The organism is Paenibacillus sp. J22P15 (genome assembly GCF_056269345.1).
Genome location: NZ_JBWDNT010000001.1, coordinates 363,957 through 378,938 on the forward strand (window position 1 = coordinate 363,957; position 14,982 = coordinate 378,938).

Annotated in this window: 13 protein-coding genes; all 13 read left to right on the forward strand. The window is 44.3% G+C overall.

All coding sequences use genetic code 11. The features are described 5' to 3' along the window. The first annotated feature begins 123 nt into the window (after positions 1–123). The 13 genes from AC0YN6_RS01750 (at position 124) to yfmF (ending at position 14,981) form a co-directional block, all read left to right on the forward strand. Positions 124–1,392, forward strand: coding sequence for a M16 family metallopeptidase (locus AC0YN6_RS01750; RefSeq protein ID WP_475744653.1), 1,269 nt, complete (start codon positions 124–126; stop codon positions 1,390–1,392). After that, positions 1,337–1,816 (forward strand): dUTP diphosphatase, encoded by a 480-nt coding sequence (dut, locus tag AC0YN6_RS01755; RefSeq protein WP_475744654.1) that lies wholly within the window; start codon positions 1,337–1,339, stop codon positions 1,814–1,816. Before AC0YN6_RS01750 ends, dut begins: the two co-directional genes overlap by 56 nt. Positions 1,817–1,949: 133 nt before the next feature. Next, positions 1,950–2,849, forward strand: a complete 900-nt coding sequence (gene dpsA, locus AC0YN6_RS01760; RefSeq protein WP_475744655.1) for a dipicolinate synthase subunit DpsA — start codon at positions 1,950–1,952, stop codon at positions 2,847–2,849. Further along, entirely contained in the window at positions 2,846–3,433 is a 588-nt protein-coding gene (locus tag AC0YN6_RS01765; protein WP_475744657.1) for a dipicolinate synthase subunit B, read from the forward strand. Before dpsA ends, AC0YN6_RS01765 begins: the two co-directional genes overlap by 4 nt. Before the next feature lie 30 nt (positions 3,434–3,463). Continuing rightward, a complete protein-coding gene (asd, locus tag AC0YN6_RS01770) occupies positions 3,464–4,498 on the forward strand; it encodes an aspartate-semialdehyde dehydrogenase (RefSeq protein ID WP_475744658.1) in 1,035 nt (344 codons plus the stop codon). Between the two features lie 60 nt (positions 4,499–4,558). Then, a complete protein-coding gene (gene dapG / locus AC0YN6_RS01775) occupies positions 4,559–5,773 on the forward strand; it encodes an aspartate kinase (RefSeq protein ID WP_475744659.1) in 1,215 nt (404 codons plus the stop codon). A 27-nt stretch (positions 5,774–5,800) separates the two neighbouring features. Continuing rightward, the gene (gene dapA, locus AC0YN6_RS01780; protein ID WP_475744660.1) at positions 5,801–6,676 is read left to right on the forward strand and encodes a 4-hydroxy-tetrahydrodipicolinate synthase; all 876 of its coding nucleotides are present in this window, start codon (positions 5,801–5,803) and stop codon (positions 6,674–6,676) included. A 440-nt stretch (positions 6,677–7,116) separates the two neighbouring features. After that, a complete protein-coding gene (locus tag AC0YN6_RS01785) occupies positions 7,117–8,796 on the forward strand; it encodes a ribonuclease J (protein ID WP_475744662.1) in 1,680 nt (559 codons plus the stop codon). A 163-nt stretch (positions 8,797–8,959) separates the two neighbouring features. After that, entirely contained in the window at positions 8,960–9,709 is a 750-nt protein-coding gene (locus AC0YN6_RS01790; RefSeq protein ID WP_475744663.1) for a ClpP family protease, read from the forward strand. Beyond that, the gene (locus AC0YN6_RS01795) at positions 9,710–9,922 is read left to right on the forward strand and encodes a YlzJ-like family protein (RefSeq protein WP_475744665.1); all 213 of its coding nucleotides are present in this window, start codon (positions 9,710–9,712) and stop codon (positions 9,920–9,922) included. It begins immediately after the preceding gene. Between the two features lie 81 nt (positions 9,923–10,003). Further along, on the forward strand, positions 10,004–12,676 hold the full coding sequence (locus tag AC0YN6_RS01800) for an FtsK/SpoIIIE family DNA translocase (protein WP_475744666.1): 2,673 nt from the start codon (positions 10,004–10,006) through the stop codon (positions 12,674–12,676). Positions 12,677–12,794: 118 nt separating this feature from the next. Further along, entirely contained in the window at positions 12,795–13,559 is a 765-nt protein-coding gene (gene sleB, locus AC0YN6_RS01805) for a spore cortex-lytic enzyme (protein ID WP_475744668.1), read from the forward strand. A 129-nt stretch (positions 13,560–13,688) separates the two neighbouring features. Then, positions 13,689–14,981 carry an EF-P 5-aminopentanol modification-associated protein YfmF gene (gene yfmF / locus AC0YN6_RS01810; RefSeq protein ID WP_475745506.1) on the forward strand — a complete coding sequence of 431 codons (1,293 nt, stop codon included), beginning with the start codon at positions 13,689–13,691 and terminating at the stop codon, positions 14,979–14,981. The last annotated feature ends 1 nt before the right edge of the window (position 14,982 follow it).

The following is a 14,982-nucleotide window of genomic DNA, read 5'->3' on the forward strand; positions in this document are numbered from 1 at the left end:
CTGCTATAGTAAAAACATTCATGTTTAGAGACACATGTATATGATGTCAGTTTTGTGAGGCAAATATTGGAACGAATGATCACATGGACTGTTTTGCCGTACAAAACATGAGGAGGACTACGGATGAACAAATACACACTTAGCAATGGATTACGTGTTGTCGTTGAATACATACCGACAGTAAGATCTGTATCGTTTGGGATATGGGTTAAAACGGGTTCCCGTAATGAGACGCCAGAGAACAACGGGATCTCTCATTTCATTGAACACATGTTGTTCAAAGGCACAGAAACACGTACAGCAAAGGACATAGCGGATTTGTTTGATGGTATTGGCGGAAATGTTAATGCGTTTACCTCAAAGGAATATACCTGTTATTTTGCCAAGGTGCTTGATGAGCATTTACCGATAGCGGTAGACGCTCTCTCGGATATGTTCTTCAATTCCCAGCTCGACCCGGTTGAACTGGCGAAGGAGAAAAACGTAATTCTCGAGGAGATCGCGATGTATGAGGATACTCCCGACGATAAGGTGCATGACGAGGCTTCCCGCGCTGCATTTGGTGATCACTCATTAGCCTATTCGATTTTAGGACTTGAGGATCGTTTGACAGCTATGACCTCAGACACGTTGCGCGGGTATATGAATGATACTTATACACTTGAGAATGTAGTTATTAGTGTTGCAGGTAACGTTGAAGAGCAAAGCTTGCTTGCATTAATGGAAAAATATTTTGGGAACTTTAAGAATAGCAAACCAGAGTCTTCAATTATAACTCCACCGGCATTTCACGGAGATTATTTGTTTTACAAGAAGAAAACGGAGCAAAACCATTTGTGCGTCTCTTTTCCAGGCTGCTCAATCACCGATTCACATTTGTATGCCATGATTCTTTTAAACAATGCGTTAGGGGGCGGAATGAGCTCCAGACTATTCCAAGAAATTAGAGAGAAACGTGGACTTGCGTATTCCGTATACTCCTATCACACTTCTTACGCAGACACGGGCTTGTTTACGCTTTATGCAGGAACGGCGCCAAAGCAGACGAAGGAAGTACTAGATTTAACGATGGAGCAGATGTACGAGCTTTCTATAAAAGGACTTGGCGAGGATGAATTGCACCGTGGTAAGGAGCAGTTGAAGGGAAGCTTGATTTTGAGCTTGGAGAGCACGAGCAGCAGAATGAATCGTTTAGGCAAAAACGAGCTGATGCTCGGGCAACACTACACGCTCGATGAGCTGTTGAAGCGAATTGATTCCGTGGATATGTCAGATGTAATCGAAGTTACGAAACGCATGTTAGCCGTTCCTTTCTCTGTTGCGATGGTTGGAACAAATGATAAGGCAGCAGCACAACTCAGGAGGGATCAATTTGTATCAAGTACAGTTTAAACGATTAGAAGGTAATGAGGATATTGCAATTCCAAAAAAAATGTCCGAATGGGCAGCCGGCTTTGATCTACAGGCTTCTGTAGCAGAGCCTGTCGTGTTGCAGCCAGGCGAGCGCAAGCTTATTCCCACTGGCTTTGCAATGGCAATGCCTGGGGAGCTGGAAGCACAAATCAGACCTCGCAGCGGACTTGCATACAAACATGGCATAACTTGTTTGAATACACCGGGGACAATTGATGCGGACTACCGCGGTGAGGTTAAGGTGCTGCTTGTTAATTTGGGTGATCAGCCATTTACGATTACACGTGGGGAGAGAATCGCCCAAATGGTATTCCAACTGGTGCCATCTGTTACGATCATAGAAGCTGAAGAACTGTCAGACACGGTACGCGGTACCGGCGGGTTTGGACATACTGGGGTATAAGTGAGCTTTAAACATTACTATCTTTATCAAGAAGATCGGGCAATTGCCCGATCTTTTTTTTTTCTTTTTCACCCCGCTCTGGGCGCAAGCATAAGATGATCTTGAGCTATTAGCAAGAAAGGAGTGAAGCTTAATGCTAACAGGCGTCCAAGTGCTGCTGCTTGGTGGTGATGCTAGGCAGCTTGAAGTTATTCGCAAGCTGACAGAGCTTGATGCTGCCGTTACTGTGTCAGGTTTTGACGGCTTGCATTCATCACTAGATGGAGCGGTGCAAGCGGAGTTCGAGGAGCAGATTTTTGAATCCGTCGATGCATTGCTATTGCCAGCAGTCGGCACTGATGACCAAGGCATCATCCAGACTGTTTTCAGTGATCGACAATTGAAGCTGACAGACAGTCACTTTGCAAAGCTACCTAAACATTGCACTGTATATACAGGAATGGCAAAACCTTATTTGCGCCAGCTATGCGAGCAGCATTCACTATCGCTCGTCGAGTTGTTTGAACGTGATGATGTTGCGATTTACAACTCAATTCCGACAGCAGAAGGCGCACTAATGATGGCTATTCAAAATACGGATATTACCATTCATGGTTCTTCCTCTATGGTGCTTGGGTTCGGTAGAACGGGTTTTACAATGGCACGGACACTTTCGGGTTTGGGGTCAAAAGTGAAGGTTGGAGTACGTCGTTCAGAGCACTTTGCAAGAGCGGCAGAGATGGGTTTTGAGCCTTTCTACATCAGTGGTTTATTGCATCATGTGAGCAATATTGACTTGCTTTTTAATACAATTCCGACTATGATAGTCACAGCACAAATTATCGCAAATTTACCTTCGCGAGCCGTAATTATTGACCTTGCATCGAAGCCTGGCGGCACAGATTTCCGCTTCGCAGAGAAGCGTGGAATTAAAGCGTTGCTCGCACCCGGACTACCCGGTATCGTCGCACCGAAAACAGCTGGACGTATCATAGCGGATTGCTTATCTCAGTTGATTTTGGACGATACGATTAAGCGGGGGAATGGGATATGAATTGGTCTGGAATTACGGTGGGTTATGCTTTGTCAGGCTCACATTGTACATTTGCTGAGGTTATGCCAGAAATTAAGCGGTTCGTCGATGCAGGTGCCAATGTCGTGCCGATCGTTTCGAATACTCTTATGACTACGGACACGAGGTTCGGAAAGTCCGAGGATTGGCAATCACAGTTAAAGGCGATTACTGGAAATGAACTTATTTCTACCATAGTGCAGGCGGAGCCACTAGGGCCTTCTAAGCTGCTGGACGTACTCGTCATAGCACCTTGCACCGGCAATACAACAAGCAGATTAGCAAATGCGATAACAGACAGTGCAGTTCTAATGGCTGCTAAGGCGCAAATGCGTAATGGTCGTCCGCTTGTTTTAGCGATATCAACTAATGATGGACTCGGTTTAAATGCTGCTAACATAGCGAAGCTACTAGTAGCTAAACATATTTATTTTGTACCGTTCGGCCAAGATAACCCTGTGCAGAAGCCTAATTCGCTTGTTGCGAGAATGGATTTGGTCTTGGAAGCATGCGAAGCAGCCCTCTCTGGCAAACAGCTGCAGCCTCTGCTTGTCGAACGTCATTAAAGTCACATGGCAGGGGGGAGGCGACAACAGATGTCGAATCAGAATTTTTATAACGTTGCTGTAGTTGGAGCAACAGGCGCAGTAGGCGAACAAATACTAAAATTACTCGAGTCTAGAAACTTCCCGATTAATGAGCTTAAGCTATTATCGTCTGCTCGTTCAGCAGGTACAAAAATTACATTCAAAGGTCAGGAGTTGACGGTTGAAGAAGCAACTCCGGACAGCTTTAAAGGTATTAACATCGCATTGTTTAGTGCAGGCGGCGACGTGACGAAGGCGTTGGCACCGCATGCAGTTAAACATGGTGCAGTTTGTATTGATAATACGAATGCATACCGCATGGACGAGAACACACCTCTTGTCGTTCCGGAGGTTAATATCGAGAAGATTAGCGAGCATAAGGGCATAATCGCTAATCCGAATTGTTCGACTATCCAAATGGTAGTAGCGCTAAAACCGCTGCAAGAACGTTTTGGTATTTCACGTATTATTGTTTCCACATATCAAGCCGTATCTGGTGCTGGAAGTCTTGCTATTGATGAGATGCTGCGTCAAACACAGGCTTCACTAAATGGTGAAGATGTAAACCCAGCTATTCTTCCAGTAGGAGCATTGCCAGTCAAACACCAAATCGCCTTCAATGCGATTCCACAAATTGATAAGTTTCAAGAGAATGGTTATACACTCGAAGAAATGAAGATGGTTAACGAAACAAAAAAAATTATGGGTGACGAGTCAATTCAGGTTACGGCTACTTGCGTTCGTATTCCTGTCGTATACGGCCACTCGGAATCCTTATTTGTTGAACTCAAAAACGACTACGATTTGGAAGAGGTTAAGCAGCTGTTGGCAGATGCTCCGGGCGTAACGCTCGTTGATGATCCTGCTAATCAGCAATACCCTCTTGCGACAGATGCAGCCGGTAAGCCGGATGTATTCGTTGGTCGCTTGAGACGCGATCTTGGGTCTGATCGCGGACTTAATATGTGGATCGTCTCCGATAATCTACTCAAAGGGGCAGCATGGAATGCTGTTCAGATCGCTGAACATATCGCAAGAGGTTAATGTATTAAGTAGAGGGTAACAGCTTGCTTCTTCTCTGGATCGATCATGGAGGATCATAATATGCGCATCCTGATTCAAAAATTCGGGGGCACCTCTCTTTCTACCGATCATGCCAGAGAACACGTAATCCATCATATTACCAGAGAACGCAGTAATGGCTTTGCTGTTGTCATAGTCGTATCTGCCATGGGCCGTAAGGGTGACCCTTATGCAACGGATACCTTGCTTCAGGTTATACGTGATAACGGCGACAGTCTGCCTGCGCGTGAGCGAGATATGCTGTTAGGCTGCGGAGAAATTATTTCCGCAGCCGCTTTATGCAGCTTACTCATTGCAAGCGGCATTTCTTCCGTTGTCCTCACCGGCGGACAGGCGGGTATGATTACGGATGAACAGTATGGGCAAGCCCGAATCAAAGAGATTCGGCCTGATAAGGTGCTTCATCATTTACGTGCAGGAACAGTTGTAATCGTTACGGGATTTCAAGGAAGCACTGCATTAGGTGATACAACCACGCTTGGTCGCGGCGGAAGTGATACTTCAGCTACAGCACTTGGTGCTGCGCTGCGTGCCGAAATGGTCGACATCTATACAGATGTAAATGGAATATTGACGGCAGATCCTCGAATTGTTGAAGAGGCTAAGCCGCTTCCTGTTGTAAGCTATGCAGAAATATGCAATATGGCAAGGCAAGGTGCAAAAGTTATACATCCTAGAGCCGTAGAGATCGCTCAGCAGGCTCGTGTACCTCTTCGAGTACGTTCTACCTTCTCGAACGAAACGGGGACGCTAGTAACCGATTATGCCGATATGAAGGCTGAGATGGCGGTTAAGGATCGTCATGTGACAGGAATTGCTCATGCTTCGGGGATTACACAAATATCAGTGAAGGCTATCGACGGCCGCAATGATGTGCAGCTGCAAGTATTCCAATCGATGGCCAAACATCATATTAGTGTTGACTTTATTAATGTGACGCCTAGTGGCGCAGTTTATACAGTTTTTGATCATGATGCTAAACGTGCAGTCGATGTACTGAAAGAAGGCGGATTCGCTCCTTTAGCAGTAAATGGCTGTGCTAAAGTATCCGTAATTGGCGGCGGTATGAATGGAGAGCCTGGTGTCATGGCGCGTATCGTGGAAGCGCTGACGGAACAGGGCATTTCAATCATGCAATCGGCTGATTCTAATACAACGATATGGGTGCTCGTTCGTGAAGCGGATATGGTAGAGGCACTTCGTTCTCTCCACGCAAAGTTCGAGCTTCATCGATAGAGAGCAACACTTTTGGGAGGAATTCAGATGGAATTTGGAAGATTAATTACCGCAATGGTAACCCCATTTGATGCGGAAGGTCATATTGATTGGCAAACAACGGGTCGGTTGATTGATTATTTAATTGAGGAGCAGCAAAGTGATAGTCTTGTCGTTTCAGGTACTACTGGCGAATCGCCGACGCTGTCCGATGATGAGAAGCTGGAGTTGTTCCGTTTTGCTGTGAAGCATGCGAATGGTCGTTGTAAGATTATTGCGGGCACGGGCAGTAACAATACCGCTCATTCTATCCATCTGACAAAAGACGCAGAAGCGGCTGGTGTTGATGGTATCTTGCTAGTCGCTCCATATTATAACCGTCCTAGCCAAGAAGGACTTTACCAGCACTTTAAGGCTATTGCGGAAGAAACGAAATTGCCAATCGTTTTGTATAACGTAGAAGGTCGCACGGGTGTGAATATATCCGTCGATACGACACTGCGACTAGCACAAATCGACAATATTGTGGCAACAAAGGATTGTGCGAATACAGATCAATTAACACAAATTATTAGCGGAGCACCCGCTGGATTTAAAGTCTATACCGGAGACGATAGCGCAACACTTCCAGCTTTAGCCGTTGGCGCGTATGGAATTATTAGTGTTTCAGCTCATATAGTCGGTGAACAAATGAAACAATTAATCGAAGCTTACGTGAATGGCAACGTTCAGGAAGCTGCACGAATTAATGGCGTATTACATCCAATATTCAAAGGTCTATTCTATTGTCCACATCCAGTTCCTAATCCAGTTGCCGTGAAATTCGCACTTGGCTTAAAAGGAATTTCTGTTGGCGGAGTAAGACTGCCGCTTGTTACAGTAAACGAAGCAGAAGCCACATTCTTACGCGATTTACTGGTGTAAATACAGGGTATCGTTGATTGCAGCCGGTGCTTCTAGCATCGGTTTTATTTTTTTGGGAAGCATATTGCATAATAGCAATATCGTGTTTCACTTGTATTCCAGCTTTTTCTTCATGTATAATGATTTCAAGTGACTGGGTGCGGCAAATATTTGGTAATGAACTTTACGTCAGAGCGGCATCTGACGATAACAGCGCATAGGTATAATTCTGTTCGGCATTACAACACCTATGGATCCGTACAAATTAAATATTGCTTGACCATATTACGACAATACTTACGAGGCCATTCTAGCTTCGCAAAAATAATTAGATAATTTACGAAGCGATTTGCTTCGCAAAATTTAAAAAAATGCTTATGAAGTGATTAGCTTCGCAAAATTTAAGAAAATGCTTACGAAGCGAATTTTGCTTCGCAAAATTTTAAGGAGGAAAGATACACTTGTCTAAGAAGAACAACCAGGATAAACTGCTCATTTTTGCACTAGGCGGAGTTGGCGAGATCGGGAAAAACATGTACGTCATCCAGTATAACAATGACATTGTTGTCGTTGACGCAGGACTTAAGTTTCCAGAAGAGGACATGCTCGGAATTGATATTGTAATTCCAGATATCTCTTATTTAACGGAAAATCGCGACAAAGTTCGCGGAATTATTATTACACATGGTCATGAGGATCATATTGGCGGATTGCCGTATGTACTAAAAAGTCTAAATGTGCCATTATATGCAACTAAATTAACACTCGGACTTATCGAAGGTAAATTGAAGGAAGCTAGCTTGCTCGGAGAAACAAAACGTATTCTCATTAATGCAGATAGTGAAATTCAATTAGGCTCCATTCGTGCATCATTCTTCAGAACGAACCACAGTATTCCAGACTCCGTAGGTGTTAGCTTGGATACACCGGAAGGAACTGTTGTTCATACAGGTGACTTTAAATTTGATCATACACCAGTAAATGAACAGTTCGCTGACCTACAGCGTATCGCTGAAATTGGCAAACGCGGCGTTTTGGCACTATTGTCAGACAGTACAAACGCTGAGCGTCCGGGTTACACACCTTCAGAAGCGCAAGTAGGCGACAATCTTGAAGACATTTTCCGTAAATCGTTGCAACGTGTCGTTGTAGCAACATTCGCTTCGAACGTGCACCGTATTCAACAAATTATCAATGCTGCAATCGCTACGAAACGTAAAATTGCTGTAGTAGGCCGCAGTATGGTTAACGTTGTTGGTATCGCTTCAGATCTTGGTTACTTGAATATTCCAGAAGGAATGATTATTGAGCCAGAAGAAGTAAATAAATTAGCTGCGGATCGTGTTGTAATTTTGTGTACAGGCAGTCAAGGCGAGCCGATGTCGGCGCTTACTCGCATGGCACGTTCAACACACCGTAAAGTAGATATTTTGCCGGGAGATACCGTTATCATTGCAGCTACACCAATTCCAGGTAACGAGAGATATGTTGGTCGTACTGTTGATGAACTATTCCGCCTTGGTGCAAACGTTATTTATGGAAATGGCTCGGTATCAGGCGTTCACGTTTCTGGTCACGGAAGCCAAGAGGAATTGAAACTTATGCTTAACTTGATTAAGCCTAAATACTTCATTCCAATTCACGGTGAATATCGCATGCTTCGCCAACATGCAAAGCTCGGAGAAGCAATCGGTATTGCTCGCGAGAATATTTTCGTTATTGATAACGGGGATACGGTCGAGTTCCAAAACGGCAGCGGCCGCAAAGGCTCGAAAGTACAAGCAGGAAATGTATTGATAGATGGTTTGGGTGTTGGAGACGTTGGTAATATCGTGTTGCGTGACCGCAAACTTTTATCACAAGATGGCATTTTGGTCGTTGTCGTTACATTAAGCAAGCAAGATGGAGCGATCTTGTCCGGTCCGGACATTATTTCTCGCGGTTTTGTTTATGTTCGCGAATCCGAAGGTCTTCTTGATGAAGCGAATCGTATCGTTACTTCAACACTTACACGCTTGATGAATGATAAAGTAAATGAATGGGCTTCACTCAAAACGAATGTTAAGGATGCTCTAGGCCGCTTTTTATATGAGCAAACTCGTCGTCGCCCAATGATTTTGCCAATCATTATGGAAGTATAATGTTATAATTTTTTAAGGAAGAGAATCGCTTGTCCTATCCGTAATTGCCGCGGCGGACACAAGCGATTCTTTTTTTGTTTCTGCCAGTTCAGACTGTGTTTTGTATAAATTTTACGTAAGACCTCATACTATGATGAGCATTATCATAAGAGGGGGATTGCACATGGATTGGCAAACACAGCTGCAAATGAAATCGGAGCAGCCTGAACCAAATTCGGAAGATAAAAAAAAGGCGAATGCTGTTGTCGAAACGATTCAGCAGCTTGGACAGACAGCAGTGCCGGCATTGACAGAGTCCAACATTTTTTGTATGACCATTATTGGACAAGTGGAAGGGCATATCGTCTTGCCCCCGCAAAACAAAACGACCAAATATGAGCATATCATTCCGCAGCTAGTTGCAGCTGAACAAAATCATAAAATTGAAGGTGTGTTTATCGTTCTAAATACCGTTGGCGGCGATGTAGAGGCTGGACTCGCAATTGCTGAAATGATATCTTCTCTCACCAAGCCGACAGTAACACTGGTGTTAGGCGGAGGTCATTCCATCGGTGTTCCGATTGCAGTAGCCGGGGATATGTCATTTATCGCGGAAACCGCGACGATGACGATTCATCCAATTAGATTAAATGGATTAGTTATCGGTGTTCCGCAGACCTTTGAATATTTGGATAAAATGCAGGAGCGAGTTGTCCGTTTTGTGACATCGCACTCGAATGTGACAGAGCAGACATTTAAAGAATTAATGTTCAAAACAGGCGAGCTTACTCGTGATATCGGGACGACAGTGATTGGAACGGATGCGGTTAAGCACGGTCTTATTGATGCTGTTGGCGGCTTAGGAGAAGCGCTCAAAGAGTTAAATCGTCGAATTGAGGCTTCTAAGAGCGGAAGGAGCGAGGTGAAAGTTTAAATGACACTTTATACGAACATGCCGCTTGAAGTGGTATTAGAGGGCATAAATGACGAAAGAGAGCATTTTCAAGAGGTATGGTCAAATGGTGTAAAGATGCAGGTTAGTCCAATCGCGCCAGGAATGGGGAAAATCATTCGATTATTAGAGTGCAGTCTCGATGATTATTTAAACCCAAATCTCATGCCAGGTACGATTGTAAGATACACTTAACGAGCAAACAAATGTTCGTACAAATGTCTCATAGGAACATTTGCCCACCTATGGTATAATCTTTTACCAGAGGTGACGGTTTTGGCGAAGAAAAAGAGACGAAGAAAAACAATTGGTTCAAACTTAAAATATGAAGTATACGGCATATTGCTTATTACGATCTCCATTATTGCTCTCTCCGGAGAAGCGGCTGTCGGGCGCTCGCTATCCAAGCTATTTGGGCTTGTGCTCGGCAAGTTTTATTTTGTGCTTGCTTTAATTGGAATTATTATTGGACTAGTAGTCATGATCAAGCGGGCTTGGCCAAAAGGATGGACCAATAAGCGCACAGGTGTGTTGATCATGGTGCTCGCTTTTACACTGATGAGCTCCATTTCTGAAATTGATCAAAAATTAAGACCTACAGGTGAGCTAACAGGAACGATGATATTTAAGCAGCTTAGCAGTGATTTGCAATATTCCTTAATAATCGTACCGACTGAAAATGATTTACCGATTCGAGATAAGGAAATAAGCGGTGGTTTTGTAGGCGCTATTCAATATTCGTTGTTTTTCTCCCTTTTTGGCTATTATGGCGCGAAGCTTATTATGTTTGTTATGTTCGCGATTTCTATCATGCTAATGACAGGTAAGTCGTATGTAGAATTAGGAAGATTGATTACTACGCGTGCCAATCGAATGTTTAAATTACTTGCTGCTAAATGGGAGAAGAGAGCAACCATACGTGCAGCAGCGGCTGCAAACGCGAGTTCAAGTCAAGCTGATTTGGATGATGATGACGAAACCATTGATGATGATCATGAAGGCTATATCGTATCTCCTCCTAAGAAGAAGAGAAGATCATTGTTTTTCTCTTGGAGACAGGATCAAGATAAGGAGGAACCTGAAGATTCCAATCCGGATCAGGATGAATGGGTATTTGAGCCGAGCGTTACAGATGCGCTTGCAAGCAATAAGCCAGCTTGGCAAAATGAAATCGAACCGCCATGGGAGAAATCCGGGACTGATCTACATACAAATATTATAGAAGTTAAGCAGGAGCAAGATGACTCTCTGCCATGGGAAAATGCCGGAAATGGATTAATTATTAATGATGAGCCGCCTATCCCTCAGCTTGATGAGGATTGGAAACATAATGATCTTGATGAGGAACCGATTGCTTCAGAGTATCTTGTTGATTCTTTGGAAGAGGATCATGAGGAGGAGTCTGAGCTATTTGAATCGGAAATGGATATCGCTGAAGTTGTTCCTACCTCAGAGGCACTTGTGTATGAAGAAGGCAACGAACAGCCGATACCTAAACGTCCAATTATCGAGGAAAACGCAATTAAGCCATACTTACTTCCGCCGTTCAATTTACTTATGAAGCCAAACCTAATGAGTAAGAACGCTGATGCATCCGATATGTACGACTCTCGGAGAAAGCTGGAGGCCACGCTTGAAAGCTTTGGCGTTCGTGCTAAGGTGCTGGATGTCGTTCGAGGTCCAGCGGTAACTCGCTATGAAGTTCAGCCAGCTACCGGCGTTAAGGTTAGCCGTATTGTTGGATTAACAGATGATATCGCTCTTGCTTTGGCAGCTAAGGATATCCGTATGGAGGCACCGATTCCAGGTAAATCAGCCATCGGTATTGAGGTGCCGAATATGGAGGTATCCGTAGTCACGATGCGTGAGGTTATGGAAACGACTGCTTTCCAAAATGCGGCATCAAAATTGTCTATTGCATTTGGTCGAGACATTTCTGGACAGACGATAGTGGGTAACTTGGCTAAGATGCCCCATTTGCTCGTTGCGGGTGCGACAGGATCAGGAAAATCCGTTTGTATTAACGGGATTATTACGAGCATTTTGTATAAGGCAACACCAGACGAAGTTAAGTTTCTAATGATTGACCCGAAAATGGTTGAGTTGAACGTTTACAATGGTATCCCGCATTTGCTGGCGCCCGTTGTTACGAATCCGAAGCGGGCATCGCTTGCTTTAAAGAAAATTGTTGTCGAAATGGAAAGCCGTTACGAGCTCTTCTCTAAATCTGCGACTCGCAACATTGAAGGCTATAACAACTTAATGGCTGAGAATCCAGCAGCTGTGCTGCCTTATATCGTGGTTATAGTGGACGAGCTCGCCGACCTAATGATGGTTGCTGCCAATGATGTAGAGGATTCAATCGCAAGACTTGCCCAAATGGCACGGGCCGCGGGAATCCATCTAATCATAGCGACACAAAGACCATCAGTTGATGTCATTACCGGTGTTATTAAAGCAAACATTCCTTCTCGGATTGCTTTCGGCGTATCTTCTCAGGTTGATTCTCGTACTATTCTTGATATGGTGGGAGCTGAGAAGCTTCTCGGCCGTGGTGATATGCTTTTCTTACCTGTAGGAATGTCGAAACCGATTAGGGTTCAAGGCGCTTTCTTATCGGATCAGGAAGTCGAGTCTTTAGTTAACTACGCGCGCGATCAAGCGGAAGCCAAATATAAAGAGGATCTTGTGCCTGAAGTCGAAGAGGAATCGACAGATGGAGACGAAATGCTTGATGAACTTTATGATCAAGCGGTACAAATTATTTTGGATGCGAAGCAGGCTTCGGTATCCTTGCTGCAGCGTAGAATGCGAATCGGATATACAAGGGCGGCAAGATTAATCGACCAGATGGAAGCACGCTCCATCGTCGGCCCTTATGAGGGAAGCAAACCGCGTGAGGTGCTTATTACGGCGGATCAATTTCAAGCTGGTAAAGCGAGCTCTTAATTTCCGAAGTTTGCAGATAGCGAGATTAAGTGCATAGAAGTGGGATCAACTTCTCATACTAAAGTTAGGTAACGCTACCTTAAGCGAACTAACTTGCAAGAGAAAGGCAGATCCCATCATGAGAAATCGTTTGATTTTGGTGACCTCGATTATCGTGCTGTTGTTGTTCGGTTCCTTTTCATTACTGGGCGGTGAGCGTGACAAAGCAAAGGAAACGTTCAGCAACGCTACCTTAACAGTAGGTTCATCTGGACAGGACGTAAAAGAGCTGCAAGGACGACTCAAGCACCTCGGTTATTTCAACGGAGCTGTAGACGGTAAATTCGGAACAAGCACTAAAAATGCAGTAACATGGTTTCAATGGAAGTTTGGACTCAAGTCAGACGGTGTTGTAGGTGCGAAAACAAAGCTAAAGCTTTGGGAGGCTACTAAAAAATGGACGCCGACTGCAGAAGCTCCACCTGCATCGAGCGGGGGCGGTAAAGACAATGCAAATTCTACGATAGGACAGTCTAACCGACTAGGCCTATCGGAAAATGATATTCAGATCATGGCGAATGCTGTATATGGAGAAGCTCGCGGTGAACCGTATGTTGGGCAGGTTGCTGTTGCAGCGGTTATCCTTAACCGTATGAAGTCCCAAAGCTTCCCGAATACGATCTACGGTGTTATCTTCCAACCAAGAGCTTTCACTGCGGTGGCTGACGGACAAATTTGGCTCACTCCTAATGCCAAAGCACGGGAAGCGGTTATGGATGCCATTAATGGACAAGACCCTACTGGCGGTTGCCTGTACTATTTTAACCCCGATACGGCTACCTCAGCATGGATTTGGACGAGAACGCAAATTAAAACGATTGGAAAGCATATTTTCTGTATGTAACTATACGTTATTCTCGAAAGGAAGCAGCCGCTACTGCCTTGTGCAGCAGTGGTTGCTTCTTCCATTTCCTATAGGTTAGAATGGTATAGTGATTTGTTTCATGGAATAGATTTACTCTATAACATGCCAATGAAAGGAGCAAACTGTGTGACCACATTTGAAAGAGGGCAGCTGCAGCGCATTCGTCTGCATGTGATGCCTACTAAACGATTCAAGACGTTTGCCATTTCCTTATTTGCAGGACTTTCACTTGAAGAAGCGACAGTAACACCGGTTGCTCTTATTCCGTTTGTACTGAGGAGAGGCACAGCTAACTTACCAGAAACCATAACTTTCCGTGAGAAGCTTGACGATTTATATGGGGCAGGCTTTGGGTTCGATGTATATAAAAGAGGCGACTCGCAAATCGTCCAATTCCGTATGGATACTATTAATGATCAATTTGTTTCATCGAATACTCCACTTCTTGCGGAATCACTTCAATTTTTAGGTGATGTGATTACGAATCCGCTTGTGGATCAGAACGGCTTCAATCAAAAGTATGTAGATGCTGAAAAAACGACGCTTAAGAAACGATTAGAAGCGATCGTAAATGATAAAATTCGTTATGCTGCTGAACGGTGCTTAGAAGAGATGTGTGCGGATGAGCCTTATCGTTTGCATCCTTTAGGCAAGCTTACAGAAATTGATGCGATTACCTCTTCATCTCTGTTTGAGTCATACACGCAGTGGCTGGATAATGCCGCGCTTGACCTGTATGTTGTTGGAGATACGACGCTTGAGGAAGTAACCAAGCTTGTAGCAAGCGCCTTCAAGTTAAAGGATGGTTCGCCGTCCTCCTATTCTGCGCCTAACATTAATCATTCCGTCAAGGAAGTGAAACAAGTTACGGAGCGAATGGAGGTTAGTCAGGGCAAGCTGAATTTGGGTCTTCGTACTGGAGTTGGGTATGTGGATGATGCTTATCCTGCTGCATTAATGTATAACGGTATTTTGGGTGGGTATCCACATTCTAAGCTTTTCTTGAATGTGCGTGAGAAGGAGAGTCTCGCTTATTATGCTGCTTCCCGTTTAGATGGACACAAAGGGTTATGCACCATTCAATCGGGAATTGAGTTTGCAAATTACGAACGGGCCGTTGTTATTATAAAGGAACAGCTTGAAAGTATGCGTCAAGGCAAACTGTCGGAGCTGGAGCTTAATCAAACGAAAGCGATGATTTCTAATCACCTTCGGGAGCTTCAAGATTCCGCATATGAAATGATTGCTTATGACTTTAACGGAGTTCTCACTGGCAAGGATCGAAGTGCAGAGCAGCTGCTAGAGCAGGTACAGGCGGTAACTGCTGCAGATATCGTAAAGGTTGCAGAGCAAGTCCAGCTAGATACGATTTACTTTTTGCGTGATCGAAAGGAGGCATAAT

What these genes read in the sequence shown, in the direction of transcription:
- AC0YN6_RS01750 (WP_475744653.1), top strand. Translation starts at nt 124, where the DNA reads ATGAACAAATACACACTTAGCAATGGATTACGTGTTGTCGTTGAATAC.
- dut (WP_475744654.1), top strand. Translation starts at nt 1,337, where the DNA reads ATGATAAGGCAGCAGCACAACTCAGGAGGGATCAATTTGTATCAAGTA.
- dpsA (WP_475744655.1), top strand. Translation starts at nt 1,950, where the DNA reads ATGCTAACAGGCGTCCAAGTGCTGCTGCTTGGTGGTGATGCTAGGCAG.
- AC0YN6_RS01765 (WP_475744657.1), top strand. Translation starts at nt 2,846, where the DNA reads ATGAATTGGTCTGGAATTACGGTGGGTTATGCTTTGTCAGGCTCACAT.
- asd (WP_475744658.1), top strand. Translation starts at nt 3,464, where the DNA reads ATGTCGAATCAGAATTTTTATAACGTTGCTGTAGTTGGAGCAACAGGC.
- dapG (WP_475744659.1), top strand. Translation starts at nt 4,559, where the DNA reads ATGCGCATCCTGATTCAAAAATTCGGGGGCACCTCTCTTTCTACCGAT.
- dapA (WP_475744660.1), top strand. Translation starts at nt 5,801, where the DNA reads ATGGAATTTGGAAGATTAATTACCGCAATGGTAACCCCATTTGATGCG.
- AC0YN6_RS01790 (WP_475744663.1), top strand. Translation starts at nt 8,960, where the DNA reads ATGGATTGGCAAACACAGCTGCAAATGAAATCGGAGCAGCCTGAACCA.
- AC0YN6_RS01795 (WP_475744665.1), top strand. Translation starts at nt 9,710, where the DNA reads ATGACACTTTATACGAACATGCCGCTTGAAGTGGTATTAGAGGGCATA.
- sleB (WP_475744668.1), top strand. Translation starts at nt 12,795, where the DNA reads ATGAGAAATCGTTTGATTTTGGTGACCTCGATTATCGTGCTGTTGTTG.
- yfmF (WP_475745506.1), top strand. Translation starts at nt 13,689, where the DNA reads ATGAAAGGAGCAAACTGTGTGACCACATTTGAAAGAGGGCAGCTGCAG.